Source organism: Capnocytophaga sp. CM59, from assembly GCF_000293175.1.
Lineage (GTDB): Bacteria > Bacteroidota > Bacteroidia > Flavobacteriales > Flavobacteriaceae > Capnocytophaga > Capnocytophaga granulosa.
Genome location: NZ_ALNN01000038.1, coordinates 54,340 through 68,615, shown reverse-complemented (window position 1 = coordinate 68,615; position 14,276 = coordinate 54,340). Strand labels below are relative to the sequence as shown.

At 38.3% G+C, this 14,276-nt stretch carries 19 protein-coding genes; 5 read left to right on the top strand and 14 right to left on the bottom strand.

What is annotated here, in order from left to right:
* Positions 1-118: 118 nt before the first annotated feature.
* The 10 genes from HMPREF1154_RS09400 to HMPREF1154_RS09360 form a co-directional block, all read right to left on the bottom strand.
* Positions 119-370 (bottom strand): type B 50S ribosomal protein L31, encoded by a 252-nt coding sequence (locus HMPREF1154_RS09400; RefSeq protein WP_009642311.1) that lies wholly within the window; start codon positions 368-370, stop codon positions 119-121.
* A gap of 197 nt (positions 371-567) precedes the next feature.
* Positions 568-888 (bottom strand): DUF4286 family protein, encoded by a 321-nt coding sequence (locus HMPREF1154_RS09395; RefSeq protein WP_009642306.1) that lies wholly within the window; start codon positions 886-888, stop codon positions 568-570.
* 14 nt (positions 889-902) lie between these two features.
* Positions 903-3,053, bottom strand: a complete 2,151-nt coding sequence (locus HMPREF1154_RS09390; RefSeq protein ID WP_009642318.1) for a TonB-dependent receptor — start codon at positions 3,051-3,053, stop codon at positions 903-905.
* A 91-nt stretch (positions 3,054-3,144) separates the two neighbouring features.
* A complete protein-coding gene (locus HMPREF1154_RS09385) occupies positions 3,145-3,783 on the bottom strand; it encodes an HmuY family protein (RefSeq protein WP_034567247.1) in 639 nt (212 codons plus the stop codon).
* A 12-nt stretch (positions 3,784-3,795) separates the two neighbouring features.
* A complete protein-coding gene (locus tag HMPREF1154_RS09380; protein ID WP_009642362.1) occupies positions 3,796-5,034 on the bottom strand; it encodes an HmuY family protein in 1,239 nt (412 codons plus the stop codon).
* A 160-nt stretch (positions 5,035-5,194) separates the two neighbouring features.
* Entirely contained in the window at positions 5,195-5,800 is a 606-nt protein-coding gene (locus HMPREF1154_RS09375; RefSeq protein WP_009642298.1) for an HmuY family protein, read from the bottom strand.
* 651 nt (positions 5,801-6,451) lie between these two features.
* Positions 6,452-6,625 carry a hypothetical protein gene (locus tag HMPREF1154_RS13370; RefSeq protein ID WP_009642308.1) on the bottom strand — a complete coding sequence of 58 codons (174 nt, stop codon included), beginning with the start codon at positions 6,623-6,625 and terminating at the stop codon, positions 6,452-6,454.
* Between the two features lie 33 nt (positions 6,626-6,658).
* Entirely contained in the window at positions 6,659-7,477 is an 819-nt protein-coding gene (locus HMPREF1154_RS09370; protein WP_009642361.1) for a purine-nucleoside phosphorylase, read from the bottom strand.
* A gap of 179 nt (positions 7,478-7,656) precedes the next feature.
* Entirely contained in the window at positions 7,657-8,520 is an 864-nt protein-coding gene (locus tag HMPREF1154_RS09365; RefSeq protein ID WP_009642294.1) for an Abi family protein, read from the bottom strand.
* Positions 8,521-8,584: 64 nt separating this feature from the next.
* The gene (locus HMPREF1154_RS09360) at positions 8,585-8,968 is read right to left on the bottom strand and encodes a helix-turn-helix domain-containing protein (RefSeq protein ID WP_009642363.1); all 384 of its coding nucleotides are present in this window, start codon (positions 8,966-8,968) and stop codon (positions 8,585-8,587) included.
* 134 nt (positions 8,969-9,102) lie between these two features.
* Here HMPREF1154_RS09360 and HMPREF1154_RS09355 point away from each other — a divergent pair, with 134 nt between their 5' ends.
* From HMPREF1154_RS09355 to HMPREF1154_RS09335, 5 genes are all read left to right on the top strand, one after another.
* Positions 9,103-9,708: a hypothetical protein gene (locus tag HMPREF1154_RS09355; protein ID WP_009642350.1), complete on the top strand. Its 606-nt coding sequence runs from the start codon at positions 9,103-9,105 to the stop codon at positions 9,706-9,708.
* A 38-nt stretch (positions 9,709-9,746) separates the two neighbouring features.
* Complete coding sequence (locus HMPREF1154_RS13015; RefSeq protein ID WP_009642330.1) at positions 9,747-10,226, top strand: hypothetical protein; 480 nt, start codon at positions 9,747-9,749, stop codon at positions 10,224-10,226.
* A 34-nt stretch (positions 10,227-10,260) separates the two neighbouring features.
* The gene (locus HMPREF1154_RS09345; protein WP_009642303.1) at positions 10,261-10,854 is read left to right on the top strand and encodes a heavy metal-binding domain-containing protein; all 594 of its coding nucleotides are present in this window, start codon (positions 10,261-10,263) and stop codon (positions 10,852-10,854) included.
* 161 nt (positions 10,855-11,015) lie between these two features.
* Positions 11,016-11,267 carry a hypothetical protein gene (locus HMPREF1154_RS09340; RefSeq protein ID WP_009642360.1) on the top strand — a complete coding sequence of 84 codons (252 nt, stop codon included), beginning with the start codon at positions 11,016-11,018 and terminating at the stop codon, positions 11,265-11,267.
* The gene (locus tag HMPREF1154_RS09335; protein WP_009642355.1) at positions 11,264-11,560 is read left to right on the top strand and encodes a hypothetical protein; all 297 of its coding nucleotides are present in this window, start codon (positions 11,264-11,266) and stop codon (positions 11,558-11,560) included. The genes HMPREF1154_RS09340 and HMPREF1154_RS09335 overlap by 4 nt, the downstream gene beginning before the upstream one ends.
* A gap of 102 nt (positions 11,561-11,662) precedes the next feature.
* On the opposite strand, the gene rplQ is transcribed toward HMPREF1154_RS09335, so the two are convergent.
* The 4 genes from rplQ to rpsK all read right to left on the bottom strand — a co-directional run bounded on the left by rplQ (position 11,663) and on the right by rpsK (position 14,270).
* Complete coding sequence (gene rplQ, locus HMPREF1154_RS09330) at positions 11,663-12,139, bottom strand: 50S ribosomal protein L17 (protein WP_009642314.1); 477 nt, start codon at positions 12,137-12,139, stop codon at positions 11,663-11,665.
* A 33-nt stretch (positions 12,140-12,172) separates the two neighbouring features.
* On the bottom strand, positions 12,173-13,165 hold the full coding sequence (locus tag HMPREF1154_RS09325; RefSeq protein ID WP_034567245.1) for a DNA-directed RNA polymerase subunit alpha: 993 nt from the start codon (positions 13,163-13,165) through the stop codon (positions 12,173-12,175).
* Positions 13,166-13,185: 20 nt separating this feature from the next.
* Positions 13,186-13,791, bottom strand: coding sequence for a 30S ribosomal protein S4 (gene rpsD / locus HMPREF1154_RS09320; protein ID WP_009642375.1), 606 nt, complete (start codon positions 13,789-13,791; stop codon positions 13,186-13,188).
* A gap of 86 nt (positions 13,792-13,877) precedes the next feature.
* A complete protein-coding gene (rpsK, locus tag HMPREF1154_RS09315) occupies positions 13,878-14,270 on the bottom strand; it encodes a 30S ribosomal protein S11 (RefSeq protein ID WP_002666650.1) in 393 nt (130 codons plus the stop codon).
* Positions 14,271-14,276 lie beyond the last annotated feature (6 nt).

Genomic DNA, 14,276 nt, shown 5'->3' with positions numbered 1-14,276 from the left:
TGCCTTATCTAAAATTTAACTTTTCAATACATTTTACAAAAAAACAGACTCCTTCCTTCTTACGAAGAAAGGAGCTGCCAAAATAATTTTAAAACTTATTTATTATGAAAAACCTTTACTATTTTTGGTATTTGGCATATTTGCTCTTGAACTTATCTATACGTCCTGCGGTATCTATAAGTTTGGCTTTTCCTGTATAATAAGGGTGTGAAGTACGAGAGATTTCCAATTTTACCAATGGATACTCTACTCCTTCTACTTCAATAGTTTCTTTTGCTTCAATGGTTGATTTAGTGATGAAGATATCGTCATTGGACATATCCTTAAAAACAACCAAACGATAATTTGCAGGATGTATTTCTTTTTTCATGATGTCTAAATATTTCTTCTGTTCGTTTCAGGGCGCAAAATTACTACTTTTTTTTGAATTGACAAATAAAAATACGTTTTTTTATTAACATTGCTAGTGTTTAATCACTAATAGTCAGCAACTAACGTAAATACAAAAAAGAGCAATTATCATAACATGTTGTCATTCAACACACTACATCAATTCCTTTTCGCTTTTCACTCTTCTCTTTTCACTTCTGCTAACTCCTGAAGTAGTGTCCCGAAGGAGAGTACTTTCTCTCCAAATTGCTCATAAAGAGCACGCCTATAGGTAGGCTCCAAGGCGGACTGGAAGTGAGCAACCACATTGCTGTCCTCTGTCTCGTATTGCAGGCTAAAGGCTTCACTGTCAGGATGGTCTATGTGTATTTTTAGGAGCTTCACTTGGGAGAATTGGCTCTGCTCAAGCCACTGCGGCATGTGCTCACCTATCCAAGCCTGCCACTGAGCAGATACCTCTGGGGCTATGTGATAGGTTACATTGTAAATATACTTCATAATAGCATTGTTTCTTATAAGTTCCACTTAAGCCCTACAAAGTAAGTACGACCAGGGGTTATACTCGAATAAAAGCTCGTTGTCGGGGTTACATAGTCAAAGAGATTATCTATTCCCGCATTGACCACAAAGTGATAGGGGAGCTTCTTGGAGAGCTGCAACCGCCATATACTATAAGGGGCATAGTGGGTAAAAGTATCTTTTTCCTCGTAGATGTCCGAACCACTGACCCACTTACCGCTGAGAATTATATTGGGCAAGTACTTCAGCTCGGACTGCTCTACATACTCCACCTTAGCGGTGAGGGTATGCGGACGTGTGTCGGACTCACTATTGCTGGTGATATAGTAGGCATGAGACCCCTTCAGACGAAAATACTTACTCGGACGATAGGTTGCTGAAATTTCGGAGCTTATGATGTCCGTATTACCCTTGAAATTGACATAACGAATGGTATCATTGGACTGTGTCCAGCGGTAAGCAATCTTATCTTTCACCTTGGAATATTGGGTCATGGCCGTGATATTCCATTTTCTCGCATTGAAATCCACCGAAAGGGTAAAGTTATTACTCGTCTCAGGCTTTAAGCTCTTGTTACCCATAATCTGGAAGCCCCCACCCCATGGGTGAAACCAATTGGTATAGAGTTCCTTGAGCGTAGGCGAGCGAAAGCCAGAGGAATAGCCCCCACGCAGGGTAAAGGCATCCACCTTGAACATACCCGAAAGGCGATAAGTCAGGTATTCCTTAAAAAGAGAATGGTAGTCCATACGTATCCCTGTAACCAAGGTAAAAGCATCGGAAAGTGCCCATTCCTGCTGGGTGAAAGCGGCATAGTTTTGGGCATTCTTCTTGGCCTCTTCCCCTGAGTTGGTAAAGCGAAAGCTCAATAGCTCATCGGAATTGACCTCTGCCCCTGCCACCAAGGCATGTTTGTCATAGAGCATTTGGTTATACTGTCCGCCTATCCTAAGAATAGAGTTCTCATAGCTCTTTTCCTTTTCGTTGAGCAGCACATAGTACTTATATTTGTCATAGCGATCGTAAGCAGCCGAAAGGCTTAGGGTCTTACTATCACTGATTTTGTAATCCGACTTGAGTGCCCCTGTATAATTATAATACCTATCTCTGAGCTTCTTAGAACTCTGTGTCCCCGCATTGCGTTCGCTAAAATAATAGCTGGGTGCCAAGGAAAGATTCCACTTAGGCGAGAGGTCAAAACTTAGCTTAGGCGTTGCCCCATAGTTGGTAAAACCAGCCACATTCAGTTCTCCTTTTTCGGAGAGGATCACCGAGCCATTCTTATACGTCTTGAGGGGTTCCTTATCAGTAAGAACATAAGGCTCCCTTAGGTTATAGAAAGAGGACAAGCGGAAGCTACCCCACTTCTGTTTGGTACCCACCGAAAGATTGGTTTTGTGGTCTTTGTTGGTATTGTAGAGGTAACTGGCACTGAGTTCCAAAGGCTTTTTGGTATCTTTGGTAATGATATTAATCACTCCCCCCAAGGCATTGGAACCATAGAGCGAAGAAGATGCACCCTTGATAATCTCAATACGTTCAATATTATCCAAGTCAATACGGTCATAGTCAATATTGTCAAAGGTCTCCCCTGCCATACGCTCCCCATCCATGAGAAAGAGCACATACTTACCTCCGAAGCCCATCATATTGATATTGGGCATACCACCGTTGTAGGTAAAGTTGATTCCAGAAAACTCATTCTCCAAGAAAGACTGAAAGTCAGGCGCTTGTGATTTTTGAATATCCTGAGCGGTAACCACTTGCACCGTGATGGGCACATTCTTAAGATTGCGTTCGGTACGGGTAGCCGTTACTACCACCTCGCCCACCTCTATTTCTTTGTTCTTACAGAGAGCAAAGATATAGTTTTTTTCATTTCTTTTGAGAGACACCTTAAAGAAATGTCCTTTGTAGTCATCTTGAGTTACATAAAAATGATGTGTCCCCTTGGGAAGGTCTTGGAAGGTAAACTGTCCTTCGGCATCGGTGCGTACCGTCTTTTTTAGGGCAACCAGCTCCACCGTAGCTCCCGAAAGAGGTTCACGGGTTTGGCAATCGGTAATGATTCCTGTAAAGGAATACTGCCCTCTTACCACCCAAGCAAAGAGAAAAAGACCTATAAATATAAGAAATCTTGACATGATTAAGGTATTATTATTGCAGCAAAAAGAATTGCTATACAAGATTAAAGAAGTATAGCAATTCTATTATCAACATTTAGAGTAGGTTCTTTTAGAATTTTCCATCCTCACTAAGGATATATTGGAAAGACGGACAATTTGCTTGTACTTTATCATTATAGAAATCTGTTACTTGGAACTTAGCATAAGCTCCTTTGGCAGTTCTGATAACATAGACAAACTTAGTTGGGGCATATACACTTGGCCATTTTCCGCCACTGCTTTGTCTATTATTTGGATTAAGGCTTACAAAGCCCGTCTTGGTATCAAAGCCTCCTGATAGAAAAGCGGAAAAAGTATCTTCCTTCTCTGTTAGGTTGGGGTAACTCCCATAGGACATTATACCTTTGACATCTTGTATATACTCACTGGGCAGGGTAGCAATGGGTGCTGAAAAGTCATCTCCTTCGACTTTCGCTACTCCCGCTTTCCCTTTGCCTGATGCGCCACCATTGAGCTTGGCAAAGTAAGCAAAAAAAGCGATATCCCAATCCAAACTATTTTGTGGATCGGCAACCTCTACAATAGCATTTTTTTCAAATGAGTAATACACCCATTTTTCTTGCCTTGCATTGAGGTTCTTCTCCTGCTTTACTCCGGAAGGTCTCTTCTCCTCTTTTTCGTCCTTACTACAAGAGGTAAGGGTAAGGAGTCCTACTAACAAAGTAGCGAACAATGACTTTAGTTTCATGGTTTTTCTGTTTTATTCACTTACTGTTTTGCTCAATTGGTATTTTAGCTTAGGGAAGCCAGGCACTTTTTTATCTCCTACTTGGTTATAGAAGTCAGTCACCTGTATTTTAGCATAAGTACCATCGGCAGTTTTGATCACATATACCCATTCGTTAGGACCATATACATTTCCATATTTAGCTATATTAGCAGGGTTTAGACCAATTGCCCCTGTTGTAGAACCAAAACCACCTGTAAGTATAGGAGAAACATTTTCTTTACTTGAGCTTCCATCACGTGAAGTGAAAGTAACTTCCTTGTCTTTTTCAAAGCCTTTTTTAGGAGCTTCAGTTACCTTAGTGAAATCTTTTTCTTCTGTTCTGAACACCTCTGCTTTTCCTTTTCCAGAGGTTCCTCCATTGAGTTTTACATAGTATCCCTTAAAAGCAATATCCCATGTAAGGTCATCAGCAGGCGTAGCAGGGGTTACTTCACCATTTTTTAGGGAGAAATATTTCCAATCTCCTGTAGCATCAAGTTGTACTTCTTTTGCTTCATTGCCTGCGAAATCCAACGTTACTTTTTCCACTGGTTTAGCAGTTTCTTTTTCAGTTAAGAAATCATAAGTAAAAGTAATAAATCCACTCTTATCAGGTTGGTCTGACTTTGTGTAACTTGTCAATTGGATTTTCACATACTTATTGCCTTTGGCTGTTTTAATTACATATACATACTTGGTAATATCAAAGTGAGGGGTGTTTTCTCCTTGTTTAGGACGGTTATAATTATACCATCCTTTTGAATTTTCTACCATCACAGTTCCTGAAATCACAGGGTTTTTTTCCACTTCAGTTATAGAAGGTTGTGTCTGTCCAGGCGCAGGACGTCCCACTTCTGTAAATTTCTTATCTTTCTCATATCCCTCTGCTGGGGCTTTGGTTACGGCAGCGAAATCTTTGCTGTTGGTATTAACTACTTCAGCCTCTCCCTTACCTGATACACCACCATTGGTACGGATATTATAGCGGTTAAAAGCGATATCCCAATCATCATCGGTAGTTTTAGGGTTAGTAATCTCTACAACAGTACCTTTTGTGAAAGAGAAATAAACCCATTTTTGCTGATCAGAAGCATCTAAATCTTTTACTTCCTTAGCACCCTGAGGGGCAGGCGCTGGAGCTGGATCTGGTTTTTTATTATCCTCTTTACTGCAAGAAGTAAAGGCTACGAATCCTGCCAAAAGCGCAGGAGCTAAAAACTTTAATTTCATCTTAATCTAATTTTAATTGTTTTGCGAGTGCAAAGATACGTTTTTATTTAGAATAAAACAAAATAATTTTAATCGTTAGTAATTAGTGGCTAGTAATTAGTATTTATAGTGCTGAAAATCAATAACTAACACATATAACCTAATCACTAGCCACTACTCTCTAAAACTTCACATAACTAAAGGCGGGGTAGCCTCCTTTGCCTTTATCGCTTGTATATCCTGTAAATTGTAGTTTAAAGGGTGTCCCATCAGCGGATTTTACTACATATACATACTTAGTTATTTCATAAATATCCCCCTTACCAGTCGTCATATTGACCATATCAATAGTTACATAACCCGTTGTATTAACCCCCTTCACTCCTCCTGAGATAAGCTCACAGAAAGATTCTTTGGTAGGTTTGGGAGGCATTCCCAATAGCATAGTACCTTGAGCATCTTTGCTATACCCTGAAGTAGGTACTTGCTTTACTTCTTCCAAGACAAGTTTGTCTGTCTTGACAGCCTCAGCCTGTCCCTTACCAGAGTCTCCTCCGTTGAGTTTTACATAATAGCGATTGAAAGCGATGTCCCAATCCAAAGAGGTCGTCGGGTCTTCCACCGTAATTTCCTTTCCTTTGGCAAAGGAGAAATACTTCCAATCAGCCCCTGAGGCATCTACCACCGTTGTAGAAGTTTTTGTTTGTTCTTTGTTTTCGTCTTTACTACAAGCGGTAAGGACGACAAACCCTGCTATCAAAGCAGGCATTAAGAATTTTGCTCTCATTTTTATAGTATTTAGTGATGATGAGCAAAGATACGTTTTTATTTAGACTTAAACAAAATAATTTTAGCCATTAGTTATTAACGTGAATCAACAGTTAAAAATATCTGTATAATCTAATTCGTTGAGACGCAATAAATTGCGCATTAGATAGTTAGCAAATAATATTTTAACTATTGATTCGAATTCGAAACTCAAAACCTATTCTACCCTAAAGTATTCCAACAACAACTTATATTCGTCTTGTGCTGCAAGGCAGGTATCTAAGAGAGGATTATATCACTGATTGTAAATCACTTAAAAACATATTCTCTCTTATTCTTCTAATAAATTTTTCTTTTAACATTACGTTTTATTAGAAGAAAACACCTAATATACAACAACTTACATTCTCGTCTTCTAATAAATTTTATTTGGGTTCTAATATTTATTAAAAGACATTTCAAAAAGGACATTAAGAGAGGTCTATATCATTGATTACAAACGAATTAAAAATATATTCTCTCTTATTTCTCTCTTATTTCTCTCTTATTTTTTATCTTAGTTCTCATTTTAAGAGAGACTTATACCACTGATTATAAATGATTTAAAAACACTCTTCTCTCTTAAACCTTATTACTCCCATCTATTTTTAAGAGAGGACATGATTAGAAATTAATTTAAAGTCCAAACAGAATTGGTAAACCCTCCCATGTTCTTTATTTTCCCCTCTTTTCTAAGTTCAGTAAGCAAATTTCCTATTTTATTTTTCTTCTGTACGTCTGTCAGTATATCAGGAAGTTTCTCCCATAGCAGCTTATTAATCTGTTGGGTATCTTTTATATTCATAGTGTCATTGGTCGTTGGTCACTTGTCACTATTTTACTTGCTTCTCTTGACAAATTCTCTTACCAAGGCCAAGACCTTCGGCATAGCGGCATTTACGGCATTGAGTACCTCGGTATGAGACACATTGGGGGAGATGTCCTTACCGCCCAAATCCGAGATGATAGAGAGCGCAAAAACACGCATTCCTTGATGACGGGCAACGATGACCTCTGGTACAGTGCTCATTCCCACGGCATCTCCTCCTATGGCTCGTACCATACCATATTCTGATGGCGTCTCAAAGGTAGGGCCTTGCAAACCTACATAGACACCCTTCTGCAATTGGGTACCTTGCTCCATGGCAATAGTCTCGGCCAAGTCAATCATTTGGCGATCATACGCCTGACTCATATCGGGAAAGCGGGTGCCAAACTTTTCTAAGTTCTTACCTCGCAAGGGGTGTTCTGGAAACATATTAATATGGTCACGAATAAGCATAATATCCCCTACAGAGAAGTTGGGATTAACGCCTCCTGAGGCATTGGAGACGATCAATTTCTTGATGCCTAAGAGATGGAAGATACGGATAGGAAAGGTTACCTCTGCCATAGGGTAGCCCTCATAGTAGTGAAAGCGGCCGCTCATCAGTAGGACATACTTACCTCCTAAAGTACCATATATGAGCTTGTTACCATGTCCCTCCACGGTAGATTGGGGGAAGTTTGGAATCCCAGCATAAGGAATTTCTACAATAGGAGCTATCTCGTCCTGCAAAGAAGAAAGGCCTGAACCGAGTATAATAGCAAACTCTGGAGTGCCCTCGGTGATAAATTGTCGGATATAATGAGCCGTCTGCTCGTATTTTGTGTACATAATATAAAGATTTTAAGCCACAAAGATACGGCATTTTTAGGGATTTTGCAAAAAATAAATGCTCAGGGTTATCCTGAGCATTATAAGTGTTATTTTAGAGTGCATGACCTTTGCTAAAGAAAGGTGAGGCACTATTCTGGGCACAAAGATATAATTTTTCTACTCTAAAAACAAGAAAATTATAATTTAAATTTCATCTTTTCTTCTATAATAGATTTAACTATTTGATTATCTGCGTTTCTATTTAGAACCTCCCATATACTCTTTAACATATCTTCTTTTCTTGATTTAGATATCTTCCCCAGTATATAAGCAATTACTTTTACACAAGCAGACAACGAATGGTTATCTCTTTCAAAAGAAACCTCTGGAATAGAGGAGATTCCCTTAGGTGTATTAAAGTCAAATAAAACAGACGAATGAGCACATGTATTCCTTACCAATACAATAGTTTCTATAAAACTAATGAATTTTCTAACCTTTCTTATTCCATAGATATTAGATATCCTTTCTTTTATATCCTCTTCTATAAGATTTTTATATATCCTCAATATTGTCCCAAAAGAGAAAAACTCTAATGTTTTCCATGCCGGTGCATAATTTTCGTCAGGATACTTAGAATGATGTTTTTTAATTGGACTATTATTTCTTATAAAATCCTTATTATAAAACTTATCTATATCATCAATGAAGTTCTGAGAGACTACTTCGGTATCTACAAACCAATTAGGAGACGACTTGTATTTATTTGATACATAATAAATTAGCTTTGTTCTAAAATTTATTTCAATCCTATTGATGTATCTCATCAAAACATTGCGCAAATCCACATCCAAATAATATAAAGCTATTATATCCGAGAATTTCGTATTAGGAATAAAAATATGATCCTTATTAGAAAAAGGACACCAATAGAAGCCTAATCTATAATATCCAATATCTAAGAGCAGTTCTTTCACCTTCGTTATCTCTATATCAAGACACATTCCTCTTGATTGTAGTTTTTCTATTTGCTGATCTAAATTTGTAGCTATATTTCCCATAGGATTTCCTTTACATCTACAAATATACGATTTCCCTATGAACTTGCAAAATGATTTTGAATTTTTATCTTTGAGTTTTCAATTCCTCCAGCTCCTTTTGCAGATAGGCGATAAGCCTGTCTTTCTCAGCCAAGCGTTTTTCATACTGCTCTATCAATTTTTCTGAGAGCTGATTAACCACATAACCTCCGCTATATTGGCAAGAGGTATTATTGTTATTGATGACGATATGGTCGGTTTTGAGGAGTTCTTCGGGTTGTATTCCAAAGAATTCGCAGATGGGCAGGATATAGCCTGCCCATGAATTACTTGCACCGCTTTCTATACGTGCATAGGTAGATTGGGACACATGTAAGAACTCCGCCACTTCCTCTTGAGAAAGGTTTCTACTTTTGCGGAGGTTTTTGATTTTCTCGCCTACTATTTCGTTCATCTCTTGTATTTTCATGCAAAAATAGGGTAAAAATATCTATTTTCGGCATAAACAGCTGATTTTTTTCATATTATTTTTGTAGAATAATTCTACAGAGGAAGTTTCCCTTTGTATCTAACTTATTATCAATAATTTAATTTTTAAATCGTATGAAAAAAATTTTAGCTTTTTTAGCCCTTGGGCTGCTTTTAGGCGCCTGTTCCGACAAACTTACCTCCTCTAAGGCGGAGAAATTAATCCAAGAATCCCTTGGGAAAGAACCTATCGAAGATAATGTTGAGATAAAAATAGGAGAAGAGGTTCGGTTTTCTTATTATGATTTCATTGCAGAAGAGCGTCCTTATAATAAACTTAAGGAGGATGGAATGATAGAAATGACATTCATAAGAGAAAAACCATGGGATGATGATAAATACTACTCTGTTCAACTTACAGACAAAGGAAAAAAATATCTCACAAATCTTGAAGTTAGAGAGGATAAATATAATAATTGTAAACTCTATACTATGAAATCTCATTCTATCCGTTTCAATAAAGTTGAGGAGATTCATCTTATACCTGAACGTAATATAGCATATGTAAAAGCATCTTTTAAAATAGATACAACTCCTTTCTTTGTCTTGAAAGGGCTAAATAAAGGTCTAACATCGGAGCGTGAACATATAGAAAACGGACTGGTATATAAATATAATATACCATTCACAAAACTTGAGGAAAAAGGTTGGAAAGTTGAACCTATTCACTTCTATTTTTGATTCTTATATATAAATCTAAAACATAAACCCTTTATATCATGAACTGTTATAATCACATTGATCAACCTGCTGTAGGTACCTGTATAGACTGTGGAAAAGGACTTTGTAGCGAATGTGCTCATAAGTACACCGACCCTATCTGCGATTCCTGTAACCTGAAGCGTATCCGTAAAGAGAAGTCCGAGATGATAAAGCGATGGGCTATTATCCTTATTGTGGCCTTTTTCATGACTGTTTTTTCTTGTAATATAGAAAAAGACAAAGGTACTGCTCTTTCTACAGCTGCTCTTATAGCTACATTTTATGGAGGTATAAGTATCCAATATGGATGGAGAGCTTTAAATTCTATCACACCTTCTATGTTTTTAGTACTCCCCATTGTTGGTTGGTTTATCTATTTTGTAGTGAAAGCCGTTATATCTGGTCTTATTGGGTTCTTTATTACTCCTGTAAAAATATTCCAAGATATCAAACGTTATTTGGAACTTAGAGAGATTCTTAAATATACCAACGGATAGTAAGTTTATAATACCTAAACAAACACTATAACCTATGAGAAAGTTATTCCTTCTATTCGGCCTATTCTTTCTATCACAGATAGGCTTCTCCCAAAACAAAGACTGGGAAAAAATAATTGTTACTAAAAACCCTGAAGATGTAAAGGGTTTACAACGCTTAAGGGAAGTATCCGCAGAAGCAGCTCGTTTCTATGGAAAACAATCTAAGCTACGTGATGAAGCTACCAAAAAACTCAAACAAGAAGCTGCCAAACTTGGGGCTACCGCAGTACTTCTCTCTGTAGATGAGTTTACCATGAGCCCTATCAATAATGTCAGTATGGTCGGAATGTGCTTTACCGATGGAAGTGTCCCTGTAAAAGAAAGCACTGCTACAGAAACTGCCAATGATAAGGAAATCATCCTTACTAAAAACCCTGATGACATCAAAGGACGTACCCGCTTAGGTGATGTAAAGGGTGAGGCCAGCCAACTCTTTGGAATGCAATCCAGATTGAGGAAAGATGCTACCGAGAAAATGAAAGAACAAGCTAGCAAACTTGGTGCTACAATCATTCTTGTTACTACGGATAGTTTCACTATGACACCTGTCAATAACGTTGTCATAGAAGGTACTGCCTACAAATAAACTCAAAATTTGAATGCTGTAAAGAAGGCCGCTCCACATAGGAGCGGTTTTTGTTTTATGGTTATTAACTACTAAACCCTACCACTGAGGCAACTTGCTTTATAAAAGAAAAATTAGACCTATTGCAGATTTTTTTGTATATTTGCAAAAAAATTCAACTTATGAAAAGACATCAATTTATAACTGATAATGATGGTAATGCACTCTTCGCTATTGTCCCTATGGAAGAGTATAACCATTTGTTAGAAAATGCCCCAAGCTCTTATCAAGAAAATGATTTCTATTACGAGTTAACTGATGAAGAACTTAGGAGCTTAGAACAAGCCGAACAACAATCAAAACTCGGCTTACTCACTGATAGTGAAGAGGTTCATCAAGAAGCCTTACAACGATTAATGGGTAAAATATCATGAAGATAAAATGGACATTTGAAGCCAAAATGAGCTATTATGATACCCTCGATTATTGGTATGAGCATAATGGTTCTTATGAGTACTCTCTCAAAATAATGGAAGCCACAAAGGAAGTTGAAAGTAAAATATCAGAAAATCCTTATCTCTCTTCAAAATATAGTAAAAAGCTAAATCTATTCAAGATTTTCTTCCTAAAAGGAAAATTTGTCTTGTATTATAAGGTTCTTATCCAGGAAAATACAATAGAGATCTATAGCTTTAGGAGTACTAAGCAAAAACCTATTTTTATGTAATATAAACCGATTTTCCTGATCAGTTGAAGAATTACCCTTTCTGCTGGCAAAAAAACTTTCTTTCATTAAAAAAACCGCCCCTTTGTGGAGCGGTTTTTTGTTTTATGCTTCAGAAGTAGTTTCTTCTTGTGCTTGAGGGGCGGCAGCTTGTTCTGCCTTTTTGCCTCCGCGGCTTCTACGAGTGGATTTCTTCTTCTTACCTGCTTTCACATCGTAAGTAGTATTGTAATCTACCAGCTCTATAAGTGCCATTTCAGCGTTGTCACCCAAACGGTTACCCAACTTGATAATACGAGTGTATCCTCCTGGGCGGTTGGCTACTTTTACTGAGATGTCTCTGAAAAGCTCTGTAACGGCATATTTGTTATGCAAGCGGCTGAATACTACACGACGGTTGTGAGTAGTGTCTTCTTTTGATTTGGTAATCAAAGGCTCTACAAACACTTTCAAGGCTTTGGCTTTAGCCAAGGTAGTGTTGATACGCTTGTGTTGTATCAGGGAGCAAGCCATATTCGCCAACATAGATTTTCTATGAGCGGCGGTTCTTCCTAAGTTATTTATTTTATCTCCGTGTCTCATTTTCGTTGAATTAATGTATTATAACAGAATTTATTACTCTTTATCTAATTTGTATCTTGAGAGATCCATTCCGAAGGTAAGTCCTTTACTTTCCACGAGTTCGTCGAGTTCGGTAAGTGATTTTTTACCAAAGTTACGGAATTTCATCAAGTCTGTTTTAGTAAAAGAAACCAAATCGCCTAAGGTATCTACTTCGGCTGCTTTGAGGCAGTTTAGTGCGCGTACAGAGAGATCCATATCTATGAGCTTGGTCTTAAGGAGCTGGCGCATGTGGAGTGATTCCTCGTCGTAGCTTTCAGGCTGAACGACCTCTTCAGGCTCTATGGTGATACGCTCATCGGAGAAGAGCATGAAGTGGTGAATCAATGTTTTGGCCGCTTCCATAAGGGCATCTTTAGGATGTATGGAGCCATCTGTTTTGATTTCAAAAATCAGCTTTTCGTAATCGGTTTTTTGCTCTACACGGTAGTTCTCGATGGTATACTTTACGTTTTTGATAGGGGTAAAGATGGCGTCGGTAGGAATGGTACCTATAGGCATATTAGGCTTAGCGTTTTCCTCGGCAGAGAGGTAACCCATACCCTTATCTATAGTGATATCCATTTTGATATTCACTGTAGGTTCCATATTACAGATTACTAAATCGGGATTGAGTACTTGAAAACCTGTTATAAATTTTTGAAAATCACCCGCAGTCAATTGTTTCTTACCGGTAACAGAGATAGAGACCTTTTCGTGATCGGTACCTTCTGTTTGCAGTTTGAAACGCACTTGCTTCAAGTTCAAAATAATCTCGGTAACGTCTTCTACTACTCCTGCGATGGTAGAGAATTCGTGTTCTACCGTGTCTATTTTAACCGAAGTGATTGCGAAGCCCTCTAGGGAGGAGTGCATCACTCGTCGTAATGCGTTACCAATGGTGAGTCCGTAACCAGGTTCTAAGGGGCGAAACTCGAATTTGCCCTCGAACTCTGAGGATTCAATCATGATAACCTTATCTGGTTTTTGAAAATTGAATAATGCCATAATCTGACTGCTGACTAGTATTATTTAGAGTACAACTCTACGATTAATTGTTCTTTAATGTTTTCAGGTATTTGGATACGCTGAGGGAGTGCTACGAAGGTACCTTCCAATTTTTCAGGGTTCCAAGTGATCCATTCGTACACGGAGCTATTACTTGCGAGGGCGTTTTCGATCACAGTAAGAGATTGTGATTTGTGTCGTACCCCTACTACATCACCTGGTTTTAGGGAATAAGAAGGAATATTTACCACTTCGCCATTGACAGTAATATGACGGTGAGAAACGAGTTGTCGTGCGGCACGACGAGAAGGTGCGATACCCATACGATATACGACATTGTCCAAGCGAGCTTCACAGAGTTGGAGTAATACCTCACCTGTTACCCCTTTGCTACGACGTGCTTTTTCGTACATATTTTGGAATTGACGTTCCAAGATACCATAGGTATATTTTGCTTTTTGTTTTTCTTGTAGCTGGATTGCATACTCAGAGCGTTTTGCTCTTTTACGGTTGATTCCATGCTGTCCTGGTGGATAGTTCTTTTTAGCAAAAGACTTATCTTCACCGAAAATCGCTTCACCAAACTTACGAGCGATTTTGCTTTTTGGGCCTGTATATCTTGCCATTTTATACTATTTTGATTAAAAGGAGAGAGGATTATGAATTAAGGCTTATCCTTCGATAATCTGTGCCTCTCTCTGGGGGTTAAGTGTTATACTTTACGACGTTTTGGAGGGCGACAACCATTGTGTGGAAGTGGAGTTACATCGATGATTTCAGTAACTTCAATTCCTGCATTGTGAATGCTACGGATGGCAGACTCGCGTCCTACTCCAGGGCCTTTTACGAATACGCGCACTTTCTTAAGACCTGCGTCAAAAGCTGTTTTAGCAGCGTCCTCAGCGGCTACTTGAGCGGCATAAGGCGTATTCTTTTTAGAACCTCTGAACTTCATCTTTCCTGCAGAAGACCAAGAAATCACGTCTCCTTTTTTGTTGGTCAAGGAAATGATGATGTTATTGAAAGTAGCTGAGATATGAGCCTCTCCAGATGATTCTATAACTACTTTACGTTTTTTGGTAACTTTTGTATTTGTTTTTGCCATATCGCT